The 23,504-nt window shown below is 51.4% G+C and carries 22 protein-coding genes and 1 other annotated feature; of the genes, 4 read left to right on the forward strand and 18 right to left on the reverse strand.

Going from position 1 to position 23,504, the window contains the following annotated elements:
• Positions 1-6 precede the first annotated feature (6 nt).
• Entirely contained in the window at positions 7-1,518 is a 1,512-nt protein-coding gene (gene cls, locus P398_RS0112525; RefSeq protein WP_024369937.1) for a cardiolipin synthase, read from the reverse strand.
• Positions 1,519-1,601: 83 nt separating this feature from the next.
• Between cls and P398_RS0112530 the strand changes: the two genes are divergently transcribed.
• Positions 1,602-2,324, forward strand: coding sequence for an SDR family NAD(P)-dependent oxidoreductase (locus tag P398_RS0112530; protein WP_029335547.1), 723 nt, complete (start codon positions 1,602-1,604; stop codon positions 2,322-2,324).
• A 34-nt stretch (positions 2,325-2,358) separates the two neighbouring features.
• Here P398_RS0112530 and P398_RS0112535 read toward each other — a convergent pair whose 3' ends face one another.
• The 4 genes from P398_RS0112535 to P398_RS16970 form a co-directional block, all read right to left on the reverse strand.
• Positions 2,359-3,591, reverse strand: a complete 1,233-nt coding sequence (locus P398_RS0112535; protein WP_029335548.1) for a DUF2254 domain-containing protein — start codon at positions 3,589-3,591, stop codon at positions 2,359-2,361.
• Between the two features lie 70 nt (positions 3,592-3,661).
• A complete protein-coding gene (mecA, locus tag P398_RS0112540) occupies positions 3,662-4,318 on the reverse strand; it encodes an adaptor protein MecA (RefSeq protein ID WP_029335549.1) in 657 nt (218 codons plus the stop codon).
• Between the two features lie 180 nt (positions 4,319-4,498).
• On the reverse strand, positions 4,499-4,897 hold the full coding sequence (gene spxA / locus P398_RS0112545) for a transcriptional regulator SpxA (RefSeq protein WP_015881217.1): 399 nt from the start codon (positions 4,895-4,897) through the stop codon (positions 4,499-4,501).
• A gap of 171 nt (positions 4,898-5,068) precedes the next feature.
• A complete protein-coding gene (locus tag P398_RS16970) occupies positions 5,069-5,206 on the reverse strand; it encodes a hypothetical protein (RefSeq protein ID WP_167331259.1) in 138 nt (45 codons plus the stop codon).
• 221 nt (positions 5,207-5,427) lie between these two features.
• On the opposite strand from P398_RS16970, the gene P398_RS0112555 reads away from it, so the two are divergent.
• A complete protein-coding gene (locus tag P398_RS0112555; protein ID WP_029335550.1) occupies positions 5,428-5,961 on the forward strand; it encodes an HD domain-containing protein in 534 nt (177 codons plus the stop codon).
• A 72-nt stretch (positions 5,962-6,033) separates the two neighbouring features.
• Here P398_RS0112555 and P398_RS0112560 read toward each other — a convergent pair whose 3' ends face one another.
• From P398_RS0112560 to P398_RS0112580, 5 genes are all read right to left on the reverse strand, one after another.
• On the reverse strand, positions 6,034-6,984 hold the full coding sequence (locus P398_RS0112560; RefSeq protein WP_024369932.1) for an ABC transporter ATP-binding protein: 951 nt from the start codon (positions 6,982-6,984) through the stop codon (positions 6,034-6,036).
• Positions 6,984-8,057: an ABC transporter ATP-binding protein gene (locus tag P398_RS0112565; protein WP_024369931.1), complete on the reverse strand. Its 1,074-nt coding sequence runs from the start codon at positions 8,055-8,057 to the stop codon at positions 6,984-6,986. Before P398_RS0112565 ends, P398_RS0112560 begins: the two co-directional genes overlap by 1 nt.
• A 23-nt stretch (positions 8,058-8,080) precedes the next feature.
• Complete coding sequence (gene opp3C / locus P398_RS0112570) at positions 8,081-9,106, reverse strand: oligopeptide ABC transporter permease (RefSeq protein ID WP_029335551.1); 1,026 nt, start codon at positions 9,104-9,106, stop codon at positions 8,081-8,083.
• The gene (gene opp3b, locus P398_RS0112575) at positions 9,106-10,032 is read right to left on the reverse strand and encodes an oligopeptide ABC transporter permease (RefSeq protein ID WP_024369929.1); all 927 of its coding nucleotides are present in this window, start codon (positions 10,030-10,032) and stop codon (positions 9,106-9,108) included. The genes opp3C and opp3b overlap by 1 nt, the downstream gene beginning before the upstream one ends.
• A 302-nt stretch (positions 10,033-10,334) precedes the next feature.
• Positions 10,335-11,951, reverse strand: a complete 1,617-nt coding sequence (locus P398_RS0112580; protein ID WP_029335553.1) for a peptide ABC transporter substrate-binding protein — start codon at positions 11,949-11,951, stop codon at positions 10,335-10,337.
• Positions 11,952-12,224: 273 nt separating this feature from the next.
• Here P398_RS0112580 and P398_RS0112585 point away from each other — a divergent pair, with 273 nt between their 5' ends.
• Positions 12,225-12,593 carry a DUF3899 domain-containing protein gene (locus P398_RS0112585; RefSeq protein ID WP_029335554.1) on the forward strand — a complete coding sequence of 123 codons (369 nt, stop codon included), beginning with the start codon at positions 12,225-12,227 and terminating at the stop codon, positions 12,591-12,593.
• Between the two features lie 46 nt (positions 12,594-12,639).
• Positions 12,640-12,848, forward strand: a binding site (T-box leader).
• 47 nt (positions 12,849-12,895) lie between these two features.
• A complete protein-coding gene (trpS, locus tag P398_RS0112590) occupies positions 12,896-13,894 on the forward strand; it encodes a tryptophan--tRNA ligase (RefSeq protein WP_029335555.1) in 999 nt (332 codons plus the stop codon).
• A gap of 93 nt (positions 13,895-13,987) precedes the next feature.
• Here the strand turns inward: trpS and P398_RS0112595 are convergent, their stop codons facing one another.
• From P398_RS0112595 to udk, 8 genes are all read right to left on the reverse strand, one after another.
• Entirely contained in the window at positions 13,988-15,655 is a 1,668-nt protein-coding gene (locus P398_RS0112595) for a peptide ABC transporter substrate-binding protein (RefSeq protein WP_029335556.1), read from the reverse strand.
• A 288-nt stretch (positions 15,656-15,943) separates the two neighbouring features.
• The gene (locus P398_RS0112600) at positions 15,944-17,410 is read right to left on the reverse strand and encodes an IS1182 family transposase (RefSeq protein WP_029333968.1); all 1,467 of its coding nucleotides are present in this window, start codon (positions 17,408-17,410) and stop codon (positions 15,944-15,946) included.
• Positions 17,411-17,698: 288 nt separating this feature from the next.
• Complete coding sequence (locus P398_RS0112605; protein WP_029335557.1) at positions 17,699-19,231, reverse strand: peptide ABC transporter substrate-binding protein; 1,533 nt, start codon at positions 19,229-19,231, stop codon at positions 17,699-17,701.
• Between the two features lie 66 nt (positions 19,232-19,297).
• Positions 19,298-20,530 carry a beta-ketoacyl-ACP synthase II gene (gene fabF / locus P398_RS0112610; RefSeq protein WP_024369923.1) on the reverse strand — a complete coding sequence of 411 codons (1,233 nt, stop codon included), beginning with the start codon at positions 20,528-20,530 and terminating at the stop codon, positions 19,298-19,300.
• Entirely contained in the window at positions 20,527-21,486 is a 960-nt protein-coding gene (locus P398_RS0112615) for a beta-ketoacyl-ACP synthase III (protein WP_024369922.1), read from the reverse strand. The genes fabF and P398_RS0112615 overlap by 4 nt, the downstream gene beginning before the upstream one ends.
• A 75-nt stretch (positions 21,487-21,561) precedes the next feature.
• Positions 21,562-22,266, reverse strand: a complete 705-nt coding sequence (gene mtnN / locus P398_RS0112620) for a 5'-methylthioadenosine/S-adenosylhomocysteine nucleosidase (protein ID WP_029335558.1) — start codon at positions 22,264-22,266, stop codon at positions 21,562-21,564.
• Positions 22,267-22,321: 55 nt separating this feature from the next.
• Positions 22,322-22,795, reverse strand: a complete 474-nt coding sequence (gene greA / locus P398_RS0112625; RefSeq protein ID WP_024369920.1) for a transcription elongation factor GreA — start codon at positions 22,793-22,795, stop codon at positions 22,322-22,324.
• 63 nt (positions 22,796-22,858) lie between these two features.
• Entirely contained in the window at positions 22,859-23,497 is a 639-nt protein-coding gene (gene udk, locus P398_RS0112630; RefSeq protein WP_024369919.1) for a uridine kinase, read from the reverse strand.
• Positions 23,498-23,504: the final 7 nt, after the last annotated feature.

Consider the following 23,504-nt stretch of genomic DNA (forward strand, 5'->3'; position numbering starts at 1 on the left):
TCCCCCTTATAATAATGGTGAAAACATTCGAGCCAACGACTCGACTAACTTGATCAGAAATGGCCGTTCTGAAAAAGCGGCCAAGTCTAGTTCGTGTGACCCTTCAAAATCTTTGTACAAGTCTTGTTTCAGTTGATGGACCGAGTTCGTATTATAGAGGAGCGCGTTCACTTCAAAATTCAAGTGAAAGCTCCGAAAGTCCATGTTTGCTGTCCCGATCGTCGCGAGCCCATCGTCTACGACGATGACTTTTGAATGCATGAACCCTTCCTCGTATAAATAGATTTTTACCCCGGCGCTGAGCAGCTCCTCATAATAGGAGCGACTCGCATAAAAGACGATCTTATGGTCCGGATAGCTCGGCAGCACGATGCGGACGTCGATGCCAGAAAGTGATGCCGTCTTGAGCGCGCTCATGATGTCCTCATCCGGGATGAGATAAGGCGAGGAGATATAAACCGACTTCTTCGCCGCGTTGATCAAAGCGAAGTAAATCGATTTCATCGTCTCGTACGGCTCATCAGGCCCGCTCGCGACGATTTGAACGCCGCCGCTCGCGCTCCGGACCGTCTCGAGTGGCTCGAGATAGAACGGCGTGAACAGCCGTTCCCCGGTCATGTAGTACCAATCTTGTAAAAAGATGAGCTGTAGCTCTGACACTCCTTCACCTCTGACGTACAGATGCGTGTCGCGCCAAAAACCAAACTTCGAATGTTCCCCTAAATATTCATCGCCGACGTTCAGTCCTCCGGTGAACGCCTCCGTCCCGTCGATGACGACGACCTTTCTGTGGTTCCGGTAATTCGTCTTGCTCGAGACGAGCGGCAAGACGACCGGGAAGAACGCTTGCACATGGACACCCGCTTGGCGCATCTCATCAAAGAAGGAGCCACTCGTATGAATCGATCCGACCGCATCATAGAGGAATCTCACTTCGACGCCCGATCGTGCCTTGTCGATCAAGATCCGCTGAATTTCCCGAGAAATACGGTCTTCCCGAAAAATATAGTATTCGAGGTGGATATGGCGTGTCGCCCCTTTTAACGCCGGCAACAGCTTGGAGAACTTCTGTTCACCGTTCGTCAAGATTTGCGTGTACGTGTTCGACGAGACCGGCAACTGATTCAGTGACGACGTCAGATGCATGAGCTTCTCATAATCGTCATGTGTGAACATGAGGGACGGCGAGAGCGTCATCGCCTTTTGCCGGTAAGCGAGGTACGTCTCTTCGTCAAGCATCGCCTTCTCTTTGAACATACGTTTCCGGCGATAGTTTTGTCCAAACACGAAATAAGCGAACAAGCCGACGACCGGGAAACCGATCATGACGATTGCCCAAATGAGCGTCCGCTGCGGATTTCGGTTCTCGAGCAAGATGACGAGCAAAATGCTGAACGTCGTCAAAAAGACTAGAATCGAGAACAAGCCGATCACTTGCGAGCTCCAGTAATATGATAATACGGCAATGAGTCCTGCGAGCAAAATAAGGGATAAGAGTACTTGTATGCGTCGCAACATATTATAAGCTGACCTCGTTTCTGTCATGTATTATCATTAATTATACAACGTAACGTCATTATTTAGAGGGGAGCGGAAGAAATATGGGTACTTTTCTCATTACCGGGGCGACGAGCGGCATCGGACGTGCCGTCGCCTTGCGTTTAGCGGAGGACGGCCATGACGTGTTCGGCGTCGGACGGGACGAGGCACGAGGCGAAGAAATCGAGGACGCCTCTCCTCGCATCACGTTTTTAAAATGTGATTTATCCGAACCAGATGAAGTCGAGGCGCTGATGGATGGTTTGAAGGACCAAAACATCACGCTAGACGGCTTGTTCAACAACGCCGCCACGTTCGGCCGCCCCGGGACACCGGAACGACTACCGGCGTCTGCGTTTGACGAGGTGTTCGACTTGAACGTGAAAGCGACGAACCGGCTCATTCAACGCGCCCTGCCGCTCTGCGCGACCGGGGCGAGTGTCGTCAACAACGCCGCTATCGTCGGTCACGTCAAATTCCCACCGATGCTCGGTCCATACGCTGCCTCCAAAGCGGCCGTCATCGCTTTGACGAAGACGTTCGCCCATCGGTTGAAAGGAAAAGTACGCTTCAACGCCCTCTGTTTCGGTCCCGTCGACACGCCGCTCAGTCATAAGCTGTACGGCGGAGAGGCGAAATTTCACGAAGCGATGACCCATCATTTCCGGGGCAATGCCGCCAAGCCGGAAGAAGTGGCCCCAGTCGTCACGTTCTTGTTGACCGCCGGGTCGAGCTATTTGAACGGTCAAGCCATCACGATCGACGGAGGGTATAGTCTTTCGTAACACAAACAAGCAGGCGAGCGCTCGCCTGCTTGTTTCATGCGTTTACTTTTCTGGAGCGCATGAGCTGATTTTGCAAATACGCGCGTTCTCGTTCGTGCATATCGTCCCAGTCGATCACGTCCTCGAAATAGTCGATGATTCCTTCGAACGCTTGAAATGAGGACGGATGGGCTTCGAGACGGGCGATGCGAATCGCTTCGAATACGGAGGCCATGACGAACATGTCGTGACTCGCATACGTCTTGACGGGGGCGAACGCTTGGAACAACGTGGCGTCAAGCGGTTTACGCTTTGCATGCCAATCGCTCTTCCCGTTCGAGAAGACGAAATCGCCTTCTGGCATCCGGCTGAGCTCGCGTAAAATGTCCCCGATGTAATGGATGGCATGGATGGCCGTATTCGGGTCATTGATGCCTGGCGAGACGCCTTTTAACGCGATCTCACTCAGCTTCTCGATAACGAACGCCGGATCTTGGATGGACGAACGGACTTCTCCGATTTGAAACAGTTCCACGTCATCTGCTTCCCCACCGACCCAATACCCGAGTAAATCTCCTTTCGCGACGAAGTCCCCGACCGCGACGACCGACTCAAAGCTAGTCGGCCGGTCTTCTTGTTTCTCACTCGCAAACAGTTGGATGTAACCGGTCCGCGAGGCGTAGACGGCCTGCCCTTCGAACGCATGGACCGAACGCGTCGGTACGATGCTCACCTCGTCACGCTCGACCGCCTCTCGCTGGCTCTTGATGACAGCGAGCGCTTCTCGATGCAGCGCTGACAACAACCGCTCCGCTTGAATCGAGACGCTGATCGTCTGGATGAACTTGACGAACGCCCAAATCGAACCGATGACGAGGAGAACGCTCACGCCCGAGGCGAGCACCGCGTCATCATCGGCCGTCCGGATCAAGAACAAGTTCGAGATGCCATAGACGGTCGTCATGATGAACAGGCCGAGCGTATGCTTCGCGGCAGCGTTCGTCAAAAAATTGTTTACCGTCCGGGGCGAGAACTGGGACGAGTATGTCGTCAAGACGACAAGAATCGTCGAAAAACTGAACGTCATCATCGTCATCAAACTCGTGAACGACGAGGACAGCACGTTCGCTGCCGAGTCTTTCTCTAAGTACAGCACTTCCGGTAAGATTTCACGGAAGAACCCTCCAAAATATTGCGTCAAAAACGTCAACACGATCCCGCCGAACCCGTATAAGAACGGGACGAACCAAGCACTGTCTGACAACATCAAATGAATCCGCTTCAGCATGAAGTCACCTCTTCGTTATGTATCAAAATGGTAAAAAAACCGCCTGTCCACTTGAACAGGCGATTTGAGTTTAAAAATAGTGACGTACTTTCGCGAATACATCTCCGTCGAGAATGAGTTTGCCGTACTCCTCAAGCATAGCGAGGGTTTGCGTACTGAACGACAAGTATTCCGCGAGCAGGCTGAGGACGTTCTCTTCCTCTTCCGGCTCCATCTCGTCCGGGAAATCGACCCACAAATAGTAGCGATTTTCGTAATGGAATAGTTTCAACGTAACGTTGTTCAACGTATCACCGGCCCGTTTGCTGAGAGCGATGATCGATTCGAAATCATCGGTGTCCATCGCGAGCGGAGCCCACGCCTCCGGCTCGGCTTCAAGTTCATCAAGTTCACTCAATTGATCTAAGACGTTTTGTTGTTCCCGTGCGTCATCGATTGCCGAGCGCAAGAGTGAGCCGAGCTCTGAATCATCTTCCGCGTCGATCACGTTCTTGGCGATCGTGACGGTCACTTCGAGTCCTTTTTCAAAAGCTTGTACTTGTATCCATAGTGGACCATCAAACGAGATGTCTTCCCGCTCATGCGCCTCGTCCATCATTTGCCAGAACAGCTGCTCACCACGTTCACGGTTGTACCAGATTTCATCCCGGGCGAAACCGCGTTTCTCGATATCGACATAGGTGATGAAAAATTTGACGGTGTTGTCATTGATGCGCTCAATTTTCACGATTGTCCACTCCCTTCTCACCTCACTCCTACTACGACCCTTAAGGAGGAGAGGGGAAATTGTCTTGTTATCATAGTACCCTCTTATACATGTGTCAATCTTCAGATGATGGGGTTGTTACCCCTATTTTATCGGAAAAACGAGATAATAAAAAGCACACTGCTTAGACAGCGTGCTTTCTCATTCGTTGACAAGCCGTTGCGCTTCTTGTAGTTGGAACGTCCGAACTTTTCGCGGCAAGAATCGACGAATCTCATCTTCGTTGTACCCGACTTGGAGACGTTTTTCATCGATCAAAATCGGACGTCGTAACAGTCCAGGATATTCTTGAATCAAATCGTAAAGTTGCTGGAGCGAGAGCGCATCGACAGAAACATCAATTTTCGAGAAAACTTTTGAACGGGTCGAAATGATTTCATCGGTCCCGTCTTCTGTCATACGTAATATTTGTTTAATCTCATTGAGTGAGAGCGGCTCTGAAAATATATTCCGTTCCGTAAATGGGATATCATGTTCTTCGAGCCAAGCCCGTGCTTTGCGACACGATGTGCAGCTCGGGGACGTATATAATGTGACCATGTTCGTTCCTCCCTGATCAAATGTTCGTACTTTTTTTAAGTGACTCTTTTTGTATACCCAAAAACTCGTCCACTTAATTATAATAATTCTTATTAATTGAAACATCAATGATATTCTTTCTCATTGAGGTAAGAAAAGAGGACGCATCCGCACGGATGCGACCTTGATCGACTAGGAAGCTGGTATTCGAGAAACCGGTTGTGACACCGTTTCTTTACCAGGCTTCACTTGTAAGTCTTTCAACTTTTTCTTGAGCACTTCCTTCAACAATTTCTTTTTCTGTTGCAACACTTTGTCACGCTCTTTCATGGTCTCTCACCCCCACTGCCTTAAGCAACAGCCCGACCATTACTGAATCTGAAAATCTTGAACTTACACTAAATCTACAATTAAATTATAGCATATCCGCTTGAAAAATGTTGCACATTCTTCAATATTTTCATCATTTCCCACGTTACAAATTTGCATTTCTTTACCGATTCCCGTATAGTTAATAGAAATAACCTTTGAAATCACCAAGGAGGAGAGCGATGATGAGAATCACTTTAGAAACGATTATGCAGCACCCGGTCACCCAGAAATATTTGACACGATCCGGCTTAAAACACGCCGTCGACGTCTGCGAGCGCGCTCTCGAATTGGCGACGCGACGAGGTCTCGACACAGACTTGGCGACGAAGGCCGCCTTGCTCCACGACATCGGCCATTATGAGTGGTATACCGAAGGCAAGTGGAACTATGACTTGTATCGTCAAAATGATATTCATGCGATCAAAGGGGCCGAACGGGCCCACAAACTGTTAATCCGACTCGGGGAAGACCCGGCCCGGGCGAAAGAAATCTCTGTTATGATTTTACTTCATACAGACTCCTATTTGCCGCCTAGCCGGATTCAGCGCACCCCACTCCAGCAACTCATCCATGACGCCGACACGTTCGTCGAACAGCCCGGCGGATTGCACCACTATGAGACGATGGACATCGAGGATGCGCTCGCCCGCGTCCGTATCATCGATTCGATCGTCGACCGGCTCTCGAACTTGCCGCGCATCTCGAACGCCTGACACCTCGGAAGTTTCCGAAGGTGTTTTTTTTGCGCAAAAAAACCCTGAATCATGAGATTCAGGGTAAACGCGTTACACGAGTTGTGCTTTATACGCTTCGTATTCTTCATCCGTCAACGAGACAAAATGTCCTGGCTCGACTTCACGGAGCGGCGGGATGCTTGAATCTTCATCCGAACGTCCGACGGCACCGAGTGACTTCGACTCATAGACGATCCGTTTACGTGTCCGCTCATGCTCTGGATCCGGAAGTGGGATCGCCGAGAGGAGTGACTTCGTATACGCGTGAATCGGGTTATCGTACAGGAGCTCAGCCGGGGCGAGCTCGACGAGGTGGCCTTGATACATGACACCGATGCGGTCTGAAATGTACTTGACCATCGACAAGTCGTGGGCGATGAACAAGTATGTGAGATCACGGTCTCGTTGCAATTCTTTCATCAAGTTGACGACCTGGGCTTGAATCGACACGTCAAGTGCCGAGATCGGCTCATCGGCGATGATGAAGTCCGGTTCGACTGCGAGGGCACGGGCAATTCCGATCCGCTGACGCTGTCCGCCCGAGAATTCGTGCGGGTAACGGCTCGCATGTTCTTTCGTGAGACCGACCGTCTCGAGAAGATCATAGACACGGTTCATCCGGTCTTCATTCGTTTTCGCGAGACCGTGGATATCGATCCCTTCAGCGATGATGTCAGCGACCGTCATCCGCGGGTTGAGCGACGCGTATGGGTCTTGGAAGATCATCTGCATCGCACGGTTAAACTTCAACTTCTCCGCTTTCGACTTCTTGTCGTGAACGTTTTCGCCTTTGAAAATAACGTCTCCGTCAGTCGCATCATATAATCCGATGATCGTGCGTCCAGTCGTCGATTTCCCACAACCAGACTCTCCGACGAGACCGAGCACTTCACCTTTATAAATATCAAACGAGATGCCGTCGACCGCTTTAACGACGCGGCCTCGACCAATTTTAAAGTGCTGCTTCAGGTCTCGTACTTCTAATAATTTTTCACGTTCCATTATTCAGCACCACCTTTCACTAGCGATTTCGCAAACGCGCTGTCTGGACGATATTTGAGCGCCAAGTCGATGATCGCTTGTGGCGGTGTCACTTGCGGTGCTTGCGGATGCAACAACCATGTCGCCGCGTAATGCGTGTCACTAATTTGGAACATCGGTGGCTCTTTCTCAAAATCAATCTTCATCGCGTACGGGTTACGCGGTGCGAACGCATCGCCTGTCGGCGGGTTCAACAAGTTAGGAGGCGTACCCGGGATGGCCGGGAGCGCTTCGTTCGGGTCGTCAGTCGGACGCGGCATCGATCCGAGCAAGCCCCAAGCGTATGGGTGACGTGGCTCGTAGAAAATCTCATCGACCGTTCCTTTTTCGACAATTTTACCGGCATACATGACGGCGACGCGGTCAGCCATGTTCGCGACGACGCCAAGATCGTGCGTGATGAAGATAATGGCTGTACCTGTCTTTTGTTGAATATCTTTCAACAACTCTAAAATTTGGGCTTGAATCGTCACGTCGAGCGCTGTCGTCGGCTCATCGGCGATCAATACTTTCGGGTTACAAGCGAGCGCGATCGCGATAACGATCCGCTGACGCATTCCACCAGATAATTGGTGTGGGTACTGCTTGAGACGAGCCTCAGGGTTCGGGATACCGACGAGTGTGAGCAGTTCGAGCGCACGCTTCTTCGCATCTTCCCCTGTGAGCCCTTGGTGCTGTTTCAACCCTTCAGCGATTTGTTTAAAAATCGTCATCGTCGGGTTGAGCGACGTCATCGGATCTTGGAAGATCATCGCGATGTCGCGGCCACGGATTTTAAGCATTTCTTTTTCCGAAAGTTTTGCCAAGTCTTTCCCTTCGAACAAGATCTCTCCGTTCGTGATCTCACCTGGCGGGTTCGGAATGAGACGCATGATCGCTTTCGATGTGACGGATTTACCAGAACCCGATTCACCTACGATTGCGAGCGTCTCGCCTTTTTTCAAATCGAACGATACGTTGCGAACGGCTTGTACCGTACCAGCGTACGTATGGAACGAGACCGCTAAGTCTCGGACAGATAAAATCGTTTCCATGCACGAGTCCCCCTCTTTCTAAATTATTTACGCATTTTCGGGTCGAACGCATCACGCAAGCCGTCGGCGAGCAAGTTGAAGCTGACCATGAGCAAGACGATGATCGTCGATGGGATGACGAGGAGGTACGGGAACGTCCGCAACTCTTTGTATCCGTCATTGATCAACGTACCGAGTGACGCTTGTGGCGGTTGAAGTCCGATCCCGATGAAGCTGAGGAATGCCTCGAAGAAGATGGCAGATGGAATCGTGAACATGAGTGTGATGATGATGGCACCGAGTGTGTTCGGGATCAAGTGTTTGAAAATCAAACGGTTGCTTGAAGCGCCGAGCGTACGGGCTGCCAATACGAACTCTTGGTTTTTCAGTTTCAAAATTTGACCGCGGACGAGTCGACTCATCCCAATCCAACCGGTGATCGTCATCGCCAAGATGATGGTGAAGACCCCTGGGTCAAAGATCAAGATGAACAAGATAATCAAAATCAAGTTTGGTACACCTGTCAAAATCTCAACGAACCGTTGCATGATGTTATCGACGCGGCCACCGAAGTAAGCCGAAATACCACCGTACGCCACACCAATCACTGTATCGATGATGGCGGCGACGAGACCGATGAAGAGCGAGATCCGTGTCCCTTCCCAAATCCGTGACCAAAGATCACGGCCGAGGTAGTCGGTACCGAACCAGTAGTTCTCTTCGACGTTCTTTTGTTCGTAAAAGTCGATGTCACGGCCACCGAGGTTGGCCATCCCGTCAAATCCGGCCCATTCAAGTCCTGTGACTTTTGGCGGAAGTTTCGCTTGCGAGATGTTTTGCGTATACGCGTCGCGTCCTGAAAGCATCGGTCCAAAGAGCGCGAGAGCGACGAGAATTAAAATAACCGATAGCGAGATGATGGCCGCCTTGTTTTTCTTTAAGCGCATCCATGCATCTTGCCAAAAGTTTAAACTTTTTCCTGCAATACGTTCAGCGAGCTGTTCGTTCATCTCGACAGGTTGGAACATGTCTTGGTCGAACTGCTCGTAATTCTTTTTATTTTCAATCATCAGTTATCCCCCCCAAGACGAATACGTGGGTCAACGACTCCGTAGAGCAAATCGACGAGTAGAATGATCAAGATGAACAGCGCCGAGAAGAACAAAGTCGTTCCCATGATGACCGAATAGTCATTCAACGTAATCGACGTAACGAACAATTCACCAAGTCCTGGCACGGCAAAAATTTTCTCGATAACGAACGTCCCTGTCAACAAGGCAGCTGTCATCGGTCCAAGAATTGTGATGGCCGGGATGATCGCGTTTCGAACCATGTGTTTCCATACGATCGCATTCCCTGTCAGCCCTTTCGCTTTAGCGAGGGTGACATAGTCTTGTCCGGTGACTTCTAACATCTCGGTCCGGACGAAACGGGCAATCGATGCCGTCACACCGAGTGACAACGAAATGGTCGGCAAGATGGTATGGGCCGGTGAGTCCCAGAAGGCGACTGGCAAGATGCCCCACTTTACGCCCACATAGTACTGAAGGAGGGCTGCAAAGACGAACGACGGGACGGAAATCCCGATAACAGATACGAACATTGAACCATAGTCAATGACCGTGTTGTGACGAATGGCCGCCACGATCCCGAGCAATAGTCCTACGAACGTACCGAGTATCAATGCTTGAGCACCTAACTGGGCCGATGGACCGATTCGCTCCAAAATTAATTCCGTCACTGGCCGGTTGGCCGTACGGAACGAGATGCCGAGGTCGCCTTGTAAAAGGTTCCCCATGTAAGTAGCATAACGAACCGGAAGCGGATCATTGAGTCCATAACGCTCGTTCAAGATTTGAATTTGAGTATCCGTCAATTTCTCCTGGTTTTGATACGGTGAACCTGGTAACAGATCCATCAGGAAAAATGTGAACGTCGCAATCAAGAAGAACGTGATGAGGCCGTAAGTCAGCCGCTGCAAAAGATAACGTCCCATAAATAAAAACCCCCTGTTTTTCTAAATATTTCTATGCTTGCACCAACAGCATCACTATGACATATTTCCCTGTTCTTGAATTCACAAAATGAAAGGAATTTTCTGAAAGAATAGGTCAAACGTCATCTCAAGGCTCTTAGTACAGCACATGAAAATCGCAAAGTACTCACTTTATAAAGTATTCTGAATTTTCACTGTTACTCCATTATACTTTACCAACAAAACATTTGAATAGTTTTTTCTCTTTTTTCTAATTTTTTTTTAGAAAACGGGGGACATGCTGTCGCATGCCCCCACGCTCTTTAGTTGATGTCGACGTATTTGTACTGGTAATCAGCACCGAATAGTTGACGGTTGAAGTTTTCGATGTTTGGACGAATCAAGTAAGCGACGCCAGCTTGATAGATCGGCATGATCGCTTGATCTTGTTCGATCAAGAGTTGTTCCGCTTCTTTGAACTTGTCGTAACGGGCATCGATTGACGTTTCAGCTGACGCTTCGTCGATGAGACGATCGTAGTCGGCCGAGCTGTAGTTGATGTCGTTTTGACCGTTGTTCGATGTGAAGATCCCAAGGTTTGTGAGCGGATCTTGATAGTCAGGACCCCAAAGGGCGAATGACATTTGATAATCCCCACTCGCTTCACGCGCGAGCTTGTTGTTGAACGGTTGCTGGGCGATGTTGACCGTCACGCCTGGCAAGTTTGACTCGATTTGGCCTTTCATGTACTCAGAGATTTGTTTCGATACTTCCGAGTCGAATGAAAGAAGTTCGATCGTGAGCGATTCGCCCCCAGTCGCTTCTTCCCAAAGCGTTGCCGCTTCGTCTGTGTTCGTCTCGAAGTATTGAAGACCTTCTGTGTAATCCGTACCATCTTCATATTTAATGAAGTCTTTCGGGATGAACGATGTTGTGGCAACCGAGCCGTTGTTCAAGAGCTGGTCGATGATCCCAGACGGGTCGACTGCGCGTGCGATCGCTTTACGAGCGTTCACGTCAGCGAACACTTCATCTTCGTGATTGAATTTGAAGTAACCGACGGCTGAACGAAGACCCGTGTTGAAGTCTTCGCTGTCTTGGAAAGCAGCGACTTGTTCTGAGGCGAGACCGGCGTAGTCGACTTCACCAGCTTCGAACAAGTTGACGACTGTTGACGTCTCTTTGACGACACGAACATCGACTTTGTCGAGAGCGACGTTGGCGTTATCCCAATACGTGTCGTTCTTTGTTAAGACGTAGCCTTGCTCACGATCCCATTGTGACCATGTGAACGGACCGTTGTATAGAAGGTTGTCGACATTCGTCGCGAAGTCCGAACCTTTTTCAGTTGCGAACGCTTCGTTGATCGGTGTGAACGTACCGAACGATGTGAGTGAGAGGAACGATGGATCTGGACGCTCGAGTGTGACTTCGAGTGTCTTCTCATCGACCGCTTTCACACCGAGCTCTTCTTTTGGAAGATCGCCCGCGTTGATTGCGTCCGCGTTTTTAAGTGTGCTCATGATGTACGCGTACTGTGAACCTGTATCCGGGTCGACGGCGCGTTGCCATGCATACACGAAGTCGTTCGCTGTGACCGGCTCACCGTTTGACCATTCGGCGTCACGAAGTGTGAACGTGTAGACGGTCTCGTCCTCGTTCAATTCTGGCTCACCTTCTGCCATCGCTGGTACGGCTTGACCGTCTTTATCTAGGCGGTAAAGTCCCTCCATCGTGTTCGCAATCAAGTTGAATGCGACCGCGTCTGTGGCAAGTGCCGGGTCGGCTGTCGTAATATCAGACGTATCCGTCAAGCGGAGTACTTTTTCTCCGTTCGAAGACGAACCGCCGTCAGAGTCTCCACCAGTCGAGCAAGCGGCGAGTACTGAACCGAGTGCTAAGATGAGTGTCATCATGAGCAAGATCGATTTTTTCTTCATAGTGATTTTCCCCTTTCTAACTATATGGCTTGGCGCATCGTCGGAACGTAACATCTTACTTTTTTTCTTTAATTTTCTGAATATTTCATAAAGTATCCGACGAAAGAACGTTAGGGCTATTGTAAAAAATTTTTAATCAAACTGTCAACTAGTTGATAAACCGCTCTCATTTTTCAAACTTCTCACTCGCCAGACGGATAGAACTACTAGTATCATAGAGCCATGAAGGATAGGGACTGATTTTGGTCATCCAGTTGAAAGGAGTTTGACACATTGAAAAATTTTAGAGCGATATTAATCGTTTTATGTATTGTCACAATTACATACACGATTTGGTCGTATGTATCGTACTATCGCCCAGAGACGTTTTTGTTCCATGTGAGCGGCGGCTTGTTCGTCGGCGGGATGATCGTCTTCGCGATCGGCATGTTTTCAGAGATGGGCGCCTCGGGTCTGTTCGACGGGATCATGTATGGCTTCAAACGAAATCGTCGGGCCAAATTGAAAGAGATCGATCCAGACTATGAAGAAGACGAAGAAACGACACTTGAGGAACGGGCGGTTCGGAAACAGGCGGCACGGCGTTGGATTGTTGTCGGCATCGCGAGCATCCTCGTCTCGTATGCTTTGTCGTTCGTTTGACCTTCCCGTTTTTTAGTCCATATGCTAAACTGAATACAGCATCTAGGAAAACATCGTGAAGAAGACAAGTAGGTTAAACCCCCTTCCCCCAGAGAGTCTGCGTGGCTGCGAGCAGATGGAAGTGGTTTAAGCGAATGGACTTTGGAATGGCTCGCCTGAACTTGTAGTACGGCGAGACGGTTCACGCCCGTTAACGCGTTCAAGTGGCATGAAATCATGCAAATTTGGGTGGCACCGCGGTTATTCGTCCCGATTATTCGGGCGGAAGACCGCGGTTTTTTATATTCTTTGGAGGTGCAATCATGGCAAAAATCTTTTCAGGCATTAAACCGACCGGCGTTGTCACGCTTGGCAACTACTTAGGGGCGATGAAACAGTTCGTCGATCTTCAAGACGAACATGACGCCTTTTACTGCGTCGTCGATCTTCACTCCATCACCGTCCCGCTCGACCGTATCGAATTGATGGACAACACGCGGAAACTGGCGGCACTCTATCTCGCTTGCGGACTCGACCCGGAGAAAGCGACGATTTTCGTCCAATCGGAAGTGAAGGCGCACGCCCAGCTCGGTTGGATGTTGACGTGCATTTCCCGGATGGGAGAACTCGGGCGGATGACACAATATAAAGACAAGTCGCAAGGTGGCGATAACGTCGGTGCCGGTCTCTTCATCTACCCGACGCTCATGGCAGCGGACATCCTTCTTTATGGAACGGAGCTCGTCCCGGTCGGTGATGACCAAAAGCAACACGTCGAATTGACGCGCGATTTGGCGGAACGGTTCAATAAACGCTACTACGAGACGTTCACGATTCCGGAGCCGCTCATTCAAAAAGAAGGCGCCCGCATCATGAGCTTGACGAATCCGGTGAAAAAGATGTCAAAGTCTGATGCGAACGCGAAAGGATACATCTCGATGCTCGACGAACCGAACGTCATCCGTAAAAAAATCAAGAGTGCCGTCACCGACTCGAGCGGTGTCATCAGTTTTGACCGGGAGAACAAACCAGGCATCTCGAACTTGCTCGAGATTTACTCGCTCGCAACAGACACGCCGATCGATGAACTCGTCGAAAAGTATAAAGACTCGAACTACGGCACGTTCAAACAAGACGTCGCCGAAGCGGTCGTGTCGTTGCTCGAACCGATTCAAGCCCGCTATCATGAGCTCGTCGATTCAGCCGAGCTCGACGCCATCTTGGATGCCGGCCGTGAGAAAGCCGAAGCCGTCGCCAACAAGAACCTCGCGAAAATCGAGAAAGCGATGGGGCTCAGCCGTAAGCGCGCCAAAGTGAAATAAAGTTAAACTGCCGCACCGCTCATTTCGAGCGGTGTTTTTTTACGCACAAAAAAGAGAGACAGGCGTCCCTGTCTCTCTCGGTGAAGTGTAATCTTATTCTTTACCTTCGATGAATGCCCACTTGTACGAGTAGTCAGCGCCGAACGCATGTTCAACGATGTCTTTCACGTATGGCTTCGTGAGGCGAGCCGATCCACGTTGGTAAACTGGCGAGATTGCGCTCTCTTCAAGAACGATTTTCTCTGCTGCAGCAAGGTCAGCCCAACGCTGTTCAGCATCTGTGCTTGTTTTCGCAGATTCGATGAGTGCATCGAACTCTTCGTTCGACCACTTACCACGGTTGTATGGTCCGTCAGTGACGAAGAGGTCAACGAACGTCATTGGATCCTGGTAGTCAGGGCCCCAGCCAGCGAACGACATTTCGAATTCGCCTTTGCTTTCAAGGTCAAGTTTGTTGTTGAACGGCTGTTGCTTGATTGTGACAGTCATACCTTCGAGGTTCTTCTCGAGCTCACCTTTGATGAACTCACCGATTTGCTTCGCAGTCTCTGAGTCGTAGTTCAAGAACTCTAGCTCAACTGTGTCTGTACCGAGTTCTTCAAGTCCAGCTTCCCAAAGTTGTTTCGCTTCTTCTGGGTCGTAGCCACCGATGTCTCCGTTGATGTCACGGAAATCGTTGCCGTCAGGACCTGTTACGAAGTCTTTCGGTACGAGGTAGTTCGCAGGAATCGATCCGTTCGCGAGGAGCGTCTCAGAGATTGCTGCTTTATCGTATGCGCGATCGATCGCGTTACGGATGTTTTGGTTGTCAAGCGCTTCTACAGCTGAGTTGAATTGGAGGTAGAAGAGTGTAGGTTCTACGACAGTAGAGAAGTCTTCGCTGTCTTGGAACTGGGCAACGAGCTCAGAAGTCAAGCCAGTGCGGTCCACGTCACCGTTCTCGTACAAGTTGACGCCCGTTTGGACTTCTTTTACGACGCGGAAGTTGATCTCGTCAAGTTTGACTGCTTCTGCATCCCAATACTCTTCGTTTTTAACCATTTTCCAGCCTTGTTCGCGCTCCCAGCTTTCGAGTTTGAACGGTCCGTTGTAAAGAGTTGTCTCTGCAGACGTACCGAGGTTCTCGCCTTGCTCTTGGTCGAACGACTCAAGTTTAGGCATAAATACGCCGAAGCTTGTGAGACCAAGGAAGTAATCAGCCGGAGCTGTCAATTTAACTTCAAGTGTTTGGTCATCGACAGCTGTGACACCGACAGCGTCACGCTCGCCTTCGCCTAAGTTGTAAGCTTCAGCGCCTTCGATGATTGACATAACGTAAGCATATTGTGACCCGTTGTCTGGGTTGAGTACTTCTTTCCAACCGTATTCGAAGTCGTTTGCCGTTACAGGCTCTCCGTTTGACCATGTTACGCCTTCACGGATTTTGAACGTGTACGTCAAACCGTCTTCAGATACTTCGTGTGATTCGGCAACACCTTCAGTTGGGTTGTCTTCGTCGTCCATGCGATAAAGACCTTCCATAACGTTGTTCAATACGTTGAACGATACTGAGTCAGTAGCGAGCGTCGGGTTAAGTGAAGGAATATCTGAACCTTCGAGCAAGTTGAGGACTTGCGCTTCATCCGGCGTACCTTCTGAACCAGATCCGTTTGAACCTGTTTCGTTGTTTGTTGTGTCTTCCCCACCCGAGCAAGCTGCTAGAAACGCACTCGAGATGAGCGTTACTGACGTTGCTAAAGCAAAACCTTTTTTCTTATTCATTGCGATGACCCCCTGATTTTTTTCGGTTTAACAGAATGAACGATGGTAGAAAATTCAGTCATTTTTCACTTTACAAAATTTGCTACCACAATCCCGTTGAAGCAATAATACAATATTCTGATAATTTTGCAAAGTATTTATTTTGATTTTTCTAAAAAATTTTTACCATAGTCGAAAAGCCCGCCTAAATAGGAGGGCACTGAAAAACCTCCGCTCTATCCGAGCGTGAAAAGAAAAAAGGGTGATTGGACCGACTCAAGTCGGGACAATCGCCCTTTTTCCGTGCCCTTATCCTGTTTTTTCTTTATGGAGGCTGATTATCCGCTTCAGGTTGACCGCGATGATGGCCATCGCGCTCTGTAACGTCATGCCTTTCAGGTCTGACGTCTTGTTGCGCGCCAGGCCTTGCGTGTTCTTCAGTTGACTGTTCTTCGCCTCGATGGCGAAGCGTTTCCGACGATGCTCCTTGAAGTCGTCGGTTTGCTCATAGTCGAGCTGGTCACTGTGCTCCCGTGATTTCAATGACACGCTGTAGGACTTCGATTTGGCCCCGTCTTTGTAACACCCTTTTCGCAACGGACACCGCTTGCACAGTTCGATGTCGAAGAAATGGCTCTCGACAGGGTTCGTCCCGGCATTCTTTCGCCCGCCCCGTGTCTTGCGGACGGCCATGTGCCCGGCGGGGCAGACATACCGTTCGGCATCCTTGTTGTAGGTGAAGCCCTCCACGCGATTCGGTGATGGCGAGTAGACTTGCGGGTTCAACGGCGCGACGAGCTTGCACCCCTGTGAGGCGGCATAAATCAGGTTGTCCCGGCTCGAATAGGCCGAGTCGCCCACGATATGGTCGAACTCGGCCCCTGCCCGATGACTCTTCTGGACGAGCCTTCCCAGCTGATGACCGTCCGATGCTTCGCCGGATGTGACGATGACGGCCGTGATGATGCCCTCCTCCGTCATTGCGAGATGATGCTTGTAACCGAAGAAGGATGAGTCGGCGCTCTTATGCCCGGTCCGGGCATCAGAATCCTTGGAGACTTGAAGTTCGACGTGCGCATCCTCGGCGAGCTCACGGACCCGGTTCACCCGGTCTCGGATATGTTCGCGTGCCATCAGTTCCGGCATTCCGCTCTCGACGGTCTCCGCGACTCCAAGCGCATACGTCAGAAGCTGGTCGATGTTTGACTCGTCCACCTTCTCCGGGAAGCGACCTTTCGCGTTTTCGGTTTCCTTGTAGCACGCATGGCGGAGTCTCTTCGCCTCTTCGATGATCGCCTGCCCGATCGGTTTTTGCCCGTACCGGGCACGGGAATGGGTCGCGTCGACAATCAATGTCCGTGATTTGAGCAGCCCCATCCCTTTCGCGACCTGAACCGTGTGTGCGATCAGCTCGTCAAGCAGCTCGTCGTCGTCCATGCGCTGACGGCGGAACTTTGTGAGCGAGGAGGGGTTGATGACGTCATCCTCCGGTGCGAGGTCCAGAAAATATTTGTATGCGAGGTCGGTCCTCGCCCGTCTGACGAGGTCGACGTCGGACAGGTTCGAGTGCGCCTTCAGGAACAGATACTTGAACATCCGAACAGGATGGACGGCCATCCGCCCGTTGTCATGGCAATACGTATCTTCAAGCATCTCCGTGATGAAATCGAACGGGACGAGGTCGTGAATGAGCCGCAGCTCGTCATCGGCCGGAATCAACAGATCATAGAGGGCCGTATACGGGCTCGGCGGCATATTCGGCAGGTCAGGCATCATCGGTATCGCCTCCAGATTGATTGTTTTAGCCAGTATATTCCGAAATGACGCACACGTACAGCGCCGCCCGAGGGCACGCCGACTCCCGGGGAATCAGCGGGCAAGGCGAGACCCAGCAGCGACATTGTCGCGATGCGGCTCGACGCCCGCCCCAGGAAAGCGGCGTGCCGGACAGGGCGGCTGAAGGGCGATGAAAACAGAGGAGCGCCATCCCTTTCGGGACGGCGCTCCTCTGTTCAAAAGCATTTAAAGTTTTTCAGTGCCCTCCTAAATAGACGGGCTTTTTACTCATTTTTTATAAACTTCTGAAAAATGTAGGACGTACGAAGGACCGATGACTGGAAAACCGATTTCCGCATATTTTCCATCGACGGCGTACGTTCTTCCAGCTTGATAGATTGGAATAACGACAGCTTGTTCGAGCAAGTGCTGTTCGGCTTGTCGATACTTCGTATCGCGTGCTTCTAACCCTTCTGTCGCCCGGGCGTCCGCCATCAATTGATCGTACGTCTCGTCAGCATAACCACTCGAATTTAAATAATTATCCGTCTCTAACTGAGTCAAGTAAGCGCTGAGAGCGGGATAATCCGGCTGCCACCCAGAGAGCGACAGCGCATAGTCCCCTGCGACTTCTTTCCTAACTTTTTCTCCGAGCGGAAGTTCGACGATGTTGACTTTGAGTCCGTCGAGTTGCTCAAAGTCTTGCTTGATCGACTGGGCAATTTGTCTTGCTTCATCATCGACGAAACTAAGAAGCTCGATTTCGATTGTTTCTTGTTGCAACCGTTCTTTCACCGCTTCGAACGTCTCGGCCGCGTCCCCTTCGAGGGTGGCGTTCGTTTCCGTCTCATCGATGACGAGCAAACGCTCCGTCGGCCGCTCGGCCCGCGCGAGTTTCGAGGCGATCGCGTCCCGGTCGAGCACAAGAGCCAGGCTCTTCCTGAACTCGACATCATCAAACGGATACTCGTCAACGTTCGGTTTTAAATAGAAAACACCGCTCCGCGGGACGTTGACGACTTCTCCTTCGAACGACTCGAAGACGGCTTCTTCCGTTCCGTATGGGATCGGATGGATACCGGTCGACTCTTGCCCGAGTGCCGCATCGGCCCATACGATGATTTTTTCAAGCGTGATATCTTCCGCAGCATGATAGCGTTCATTTTTCACGAGTGTCAATTGCGCGGCGTCGATTGACTGAATGTGGAAAGGTCCGTTCCCATCAAGTTCCTGCCATTCGCCAATCGCCGTTTGAGGCAAGAAAGCCGGCATGGCGAGAATTTCCTCGAATCCTTCCATCGGCCGTTCGAGCGTCACTTCAAGTGTCGATGGATCGAGTGCCCGCACACCGAGCGTCTCCGGTTCTTCTGTCCCGAGGCTGATCGCCTTTCCGTTCACGACATCTTCTAAGAAGAAACTGAACGGAGAATTCGTGTCATCGTCGGCAAGCATACGGAACCGCTCGACGAACGTCTCGGCCGTCACCGCCTCTCCGTTGAATGACTCGCTGTCTTTTAACGTGAACGTGTATGTCGTCCCGTCATCTGAGCGTTCCATGTCTTCCACGAGTCCCGGTTCGACCGTCCCGTCTTTCCCGAAGCGGTACAATCCTTCATATAAGTGCGATAAAATCGTCTGTGAACTCGGGTCGATGGCGAGCAGCGTGTTCGGTTGCTCCGGTAGCGTCTCTCCGTGAATCGTAATGATTTGTTCTGCTGGTGATGCCAGTTCTCGCGCCGTGTCTCGTTGTCCGTTCCAAAAGATGAAAAAAAGGATAAGGACTGAACCTAACAAGGCGGCACCGATGAAATATCGTTTCATCTCGCATTCTCCTCTCTGTTAGACCAACCCTTATACCCTACCCGTTTTTGGCATCTTTTTCTACTATTAGTCTGTCACTTTCGCGAAGGCGAGCGTCGCGTTATGGCCCCCGAAGCCAAGTGAGTTGCTCAGTGCATACTGGATATCAAGTTCCCGGTTTCCTTCTCGAACGTAGTCGAGGTCACAATCCGCCGCTGGTGACGCACAGTGGATCGTCGGATGGATCTTCCCTTCATGAATCGAAAGCGCCGTGATGACGGCCTCGACGCCGCCTGCCGCGCCGAGCAGATGTCCGATCATCGATTTTGACGAGTTGACGGCGAGTTTGTCGGCATGTTCCCCGAACACGTTCCGAATCGCTTTCGTCTCGAGCATGTCGTTGAGCGGTGTGCTCGTCCCGTGGGCGTTGATGTATTGGACGTCCTCCGGGCGAATCCCTGCGTCCCGTAACGCCTCGCTCATCGCTTTCGAGCCACCTTCCGCTTCTGGTGATGGTGCCGTGATATGGTACGCGTCCGAGCTCATCCCGTAGCCGACGACTTCAGCATAAATCTTCGCACCACGCGCTTTCGCATGCTCGTATTCCTCGAGAACGAGCACACCCGCGCCTTCTCCCATAATGAAGCCGTCACGGTTCTCATCGAACGGGCGGCACGCCGTCTCCGGGTCTGGATTCGTCGATAACGCTTTGTTCGCACAGAATCCCGCGAACGAGAGTGGCGTGATCGGTGCTTCGGCACCGCCTGCGAACATGGCGAGCGCGTCACCACGTTGAATGACGCGGAACGCTTCCCCGATCGAGTTCGTCCCGGAAGCACAAGCCGTCACCGAGCAGTTGCTCGGTCCTTTCGCCCCGAGATAGATCGATACTTGACCGCTCGCCATGTTCGGAATCATCATCGGGATGAAGAACGGGCTGATGCGGCGCGGTCCGCGCTCGTGAAGGACGGTCGACTGTTTGTCGATCGTCTCGACACCGCCGATGCCGCTCCCGATCCACGTCCCGACTTGATTCGGGATGGCCGATACGTCGAGGCCGCTATCTTTATGGGCAGCGTCCGCTGCTAAAATCGAATATTGGATGAACGAGTCCATCTTGCGGATTTCTTTCGGCTCTACCAAATGGCTGATATCCCACGATTTGACTTCAGCCCCGACTTTGGCCGGATACTGGTCGATATCGATCTTTGTCAACGTGTCGACGGCGTTTTCCCCGTTCAATAACCGTGCCCACATTTCCGTGACATCATTGCTTAGCGGTGATACGACACCTAACCCTGTGATTACTACTCGTTTCATGAACTAATCTCCTCCGTGATGTTAGCGTTATTCCATGTGATACAGCTCGCTCCCCAAGTGAGCCCGGCTCCGAAGCCGGCGATGACGACCGTCTGTCCGGCCGCGATTTTCCCGCTCTCCACCGCTGAGGCGAGCGCGAGAGGAATCGAAGCGGCCGACGTGTTCGCATGGTCTTGAATCGTGACGACGACTTTTTCTTCAGCTAGTCCTAACCGTTCGATCGCCGCGTCGATAATGCGTCGGTTCGCCTGGTGCGGCACGAGCACATCCATGTCGGCAATCGTCTTCCCCGCCTGCTCGAGTGCTTCGACGACGATGTCCGGCATTTTCCGGACGGCGAACTTGAACACTTCACGTCCGTTCATGACGATTTTACCTTCGTCGTTCTCGTATAAATGCTTGCCGCCCATACCGTCACTGCCGAGTACGATCGAGTCGATTGAAGCGACGTCGTCTTCCCCTAACACAACGGCCCCGGCCCCGTCCCCGAACAAGACGGCGGTCGAGCGGTCGTCCCAATCAATCAAGTTGCCCATCTTCTCCGCCCCGATGACGAGTGTGCGTTTGAAGCCTTTTGATGCCATCAAGCTCTTCGCCGTGTCCATCGCGAAGATGAAGCCGCTACATGCCGCACTGACGTCGAAAGCGACGGCGCGCTTGGCACCAAGGTTCGCTTGGACGAGACAGGCGGTCGCCGGGAATGACGGTGCCGTCGCGGTCGCACAGACGATGGCGTCGATGGCGTCAATCGACACGCCCGCACTCTTGAGCGCGCGTTCGGCGGCTCGTGTCGCCATATCGGCGACGGTCACGTCCGCATCGGCCAAATGTCTCGCTTCAATCCCCGTCCGGGTCCGAATCCATTCGTCGCTCGTATCCATTCGTTGTTCCAAATCGATGTTCGTGACCCGGTTAGCCGGAAGGAACGAACCGATGCCAATGATTCCAATGTTCATAATAATGACCCCTATTCTTAGTATCTGGTACTAATATAAGACAATGAAAAAGGGATGTCAACGCATCCCTCTCATTTATTCACCTTGACCGAGCCGTTTCGTGACCGCCATGACCATTTTCGCCGAGTTGATGGACGCCGTCTCTAAAAACTCGTCAAATGATAAGTTCGCCTCTTCATCGGCACTATCAGAGATTGAACGCGTCACGACGAACGGGACACCGAACTGATAGCACGTTTGGGCGATCGGAGCCGCCTCCATCTCAACGGCGGCGACGCCTTCGAAATGGCCGAGGATGTCCGCGACACGTTTTGAGTCGTTGATGAACGAGTCGCCGGTCACAATCAGTCCCGTGTGGACGTTCACATCAGGCAAGTTCTCGATCACTTCTTTACAGACGGCCATGAGACGTCCGTCTGCCGGATAAGCGGCCGGCATGCCCGGAACTTGTCCGTACTCATAGCCGAACGCCGTCACATCGACATCGTGATGACGAACTTCCGTCGAGACGACGACGTCGCCGACTTTCATCCCTTTTTTGAAGCCGCCTGCCGAACCAGTGTTGATGATGGCGTCAGGCTTGAACTTATCGATCAAGAGCGTCGTCCCGATCGCCGCATTCACTTTGCCGATGCCCGACTTCAAGATGACGACCTCGACGTTCCCGAGGTACCCTTCATAAAAGTGGTAGTTCGCAATCTCCGTGTCGGTCCGTTCTGTCAATTCATTGCGAAGTAAGTTCACTTCTTCTTCCATCGCCCCGATAATTCCGATTTTCATCCTGTTACCTCCTCAGAAAGCGAGCGACCTCCAAATGGATGTCGCTCGCTTGTCCTTACTTGATTTCTTTAATTTCGACGACCATGTCGCCGCCTGGTGTTTGCACGTTCACGACGTCTCCGACCGTACGGCCAAGTAGCGCTTTCGCGATTGGTGACTCGTTCGAGATTTTCCCTGTGAACGGGTCAGCCTCGGCGCCACCGACAATCGTGTACGTCTCATTTTCGTTATCCGCTTGGATGAAGAACGTCACGGTCTTCCCGATTGCGACCATCGAGTTGTCCGCCACGTCATCTTGGATGATGACGGCGTTACGGAGCATCTCTTCTAGTTGGGCGATGCGGCCTTCGACCATTGCTTGTTCTTCTTTTGCTGCGTCGTACTCAGCGTTCTCCGACAAATCGCCGAAGTCACGAGCGATTTTAATATTTTCAACGACTTCTTTACGGCGCACCGTCTTCAGTTCGTTCAATTCATTTTCGATCTTCGCTTTTCCGTCTAACGTCATGTAGTGTTGTTTTTCAGCCATTTCTGTCACTCCTTCATTGTCTCCTAGTATATTACAGCTAGGGATAAATTGAAAACGATTTATTTAGTAAGTGCGGTTACGTTCCGTGAGCACCCAACGGATTTTCGTCACGAGCAGGTCAATGGCGACAAAGTTCTCGCCGCCTTCTGGGACGATGATGTCGGCGTAACGCTTCGTCGGCTCACAAAATTGTAGATGCATCGGTCGGACGACGTTCGTATACTGCGCGACGACCGAATCGATCGAGCGACCGCGTTCATTTAAGTCACGCTGCATCCGACGTAAGATCCGGACATCCGCATCCGTGTCGACGAACACTTTAATATCCATCAAATCACGAAGACGATCGTCCTCGAGCGCTAAAATTCCTTCGACGATGACGACGTCGACCGGCTCGATCAAAATCGTTTGATCCGAGCGTGTATGGGCCGCGTAATCATAGACCGGTTTTTCAATCGCTTGATGTGCCTGCAACTGCTTGATATGTTCGATCAACAAGTCGTTGTCGAAGGCGAACGGGTGGTCATAGTTCGTCTTATACCGTTCCTCCATCGTCATCTCCGATTGATCTTTATAGTACGCGTCTTGCTCGATCATGACGACCGATTGTCCTTTGAACGCATCCACGAGCGCGCGGGCCACGGTCGTCTTACCTGATCCGGTCCCTCCGGCCACGCCGATAATGACGGGTTTATGTTGCATCAAAGTT

Origin of the sequence: Exiguobacterium aurantiacum DSM 6208 (genome assembly GCF_000702585.1) — a bacterium.
Classification (GTDB): domain Bacteria; phylum Bacillota; class Bacilli; order Exiguobacteriales; family Exiguobacteriaceae; genus Exiguobacterium; species Exiguobacterium aurantiacum.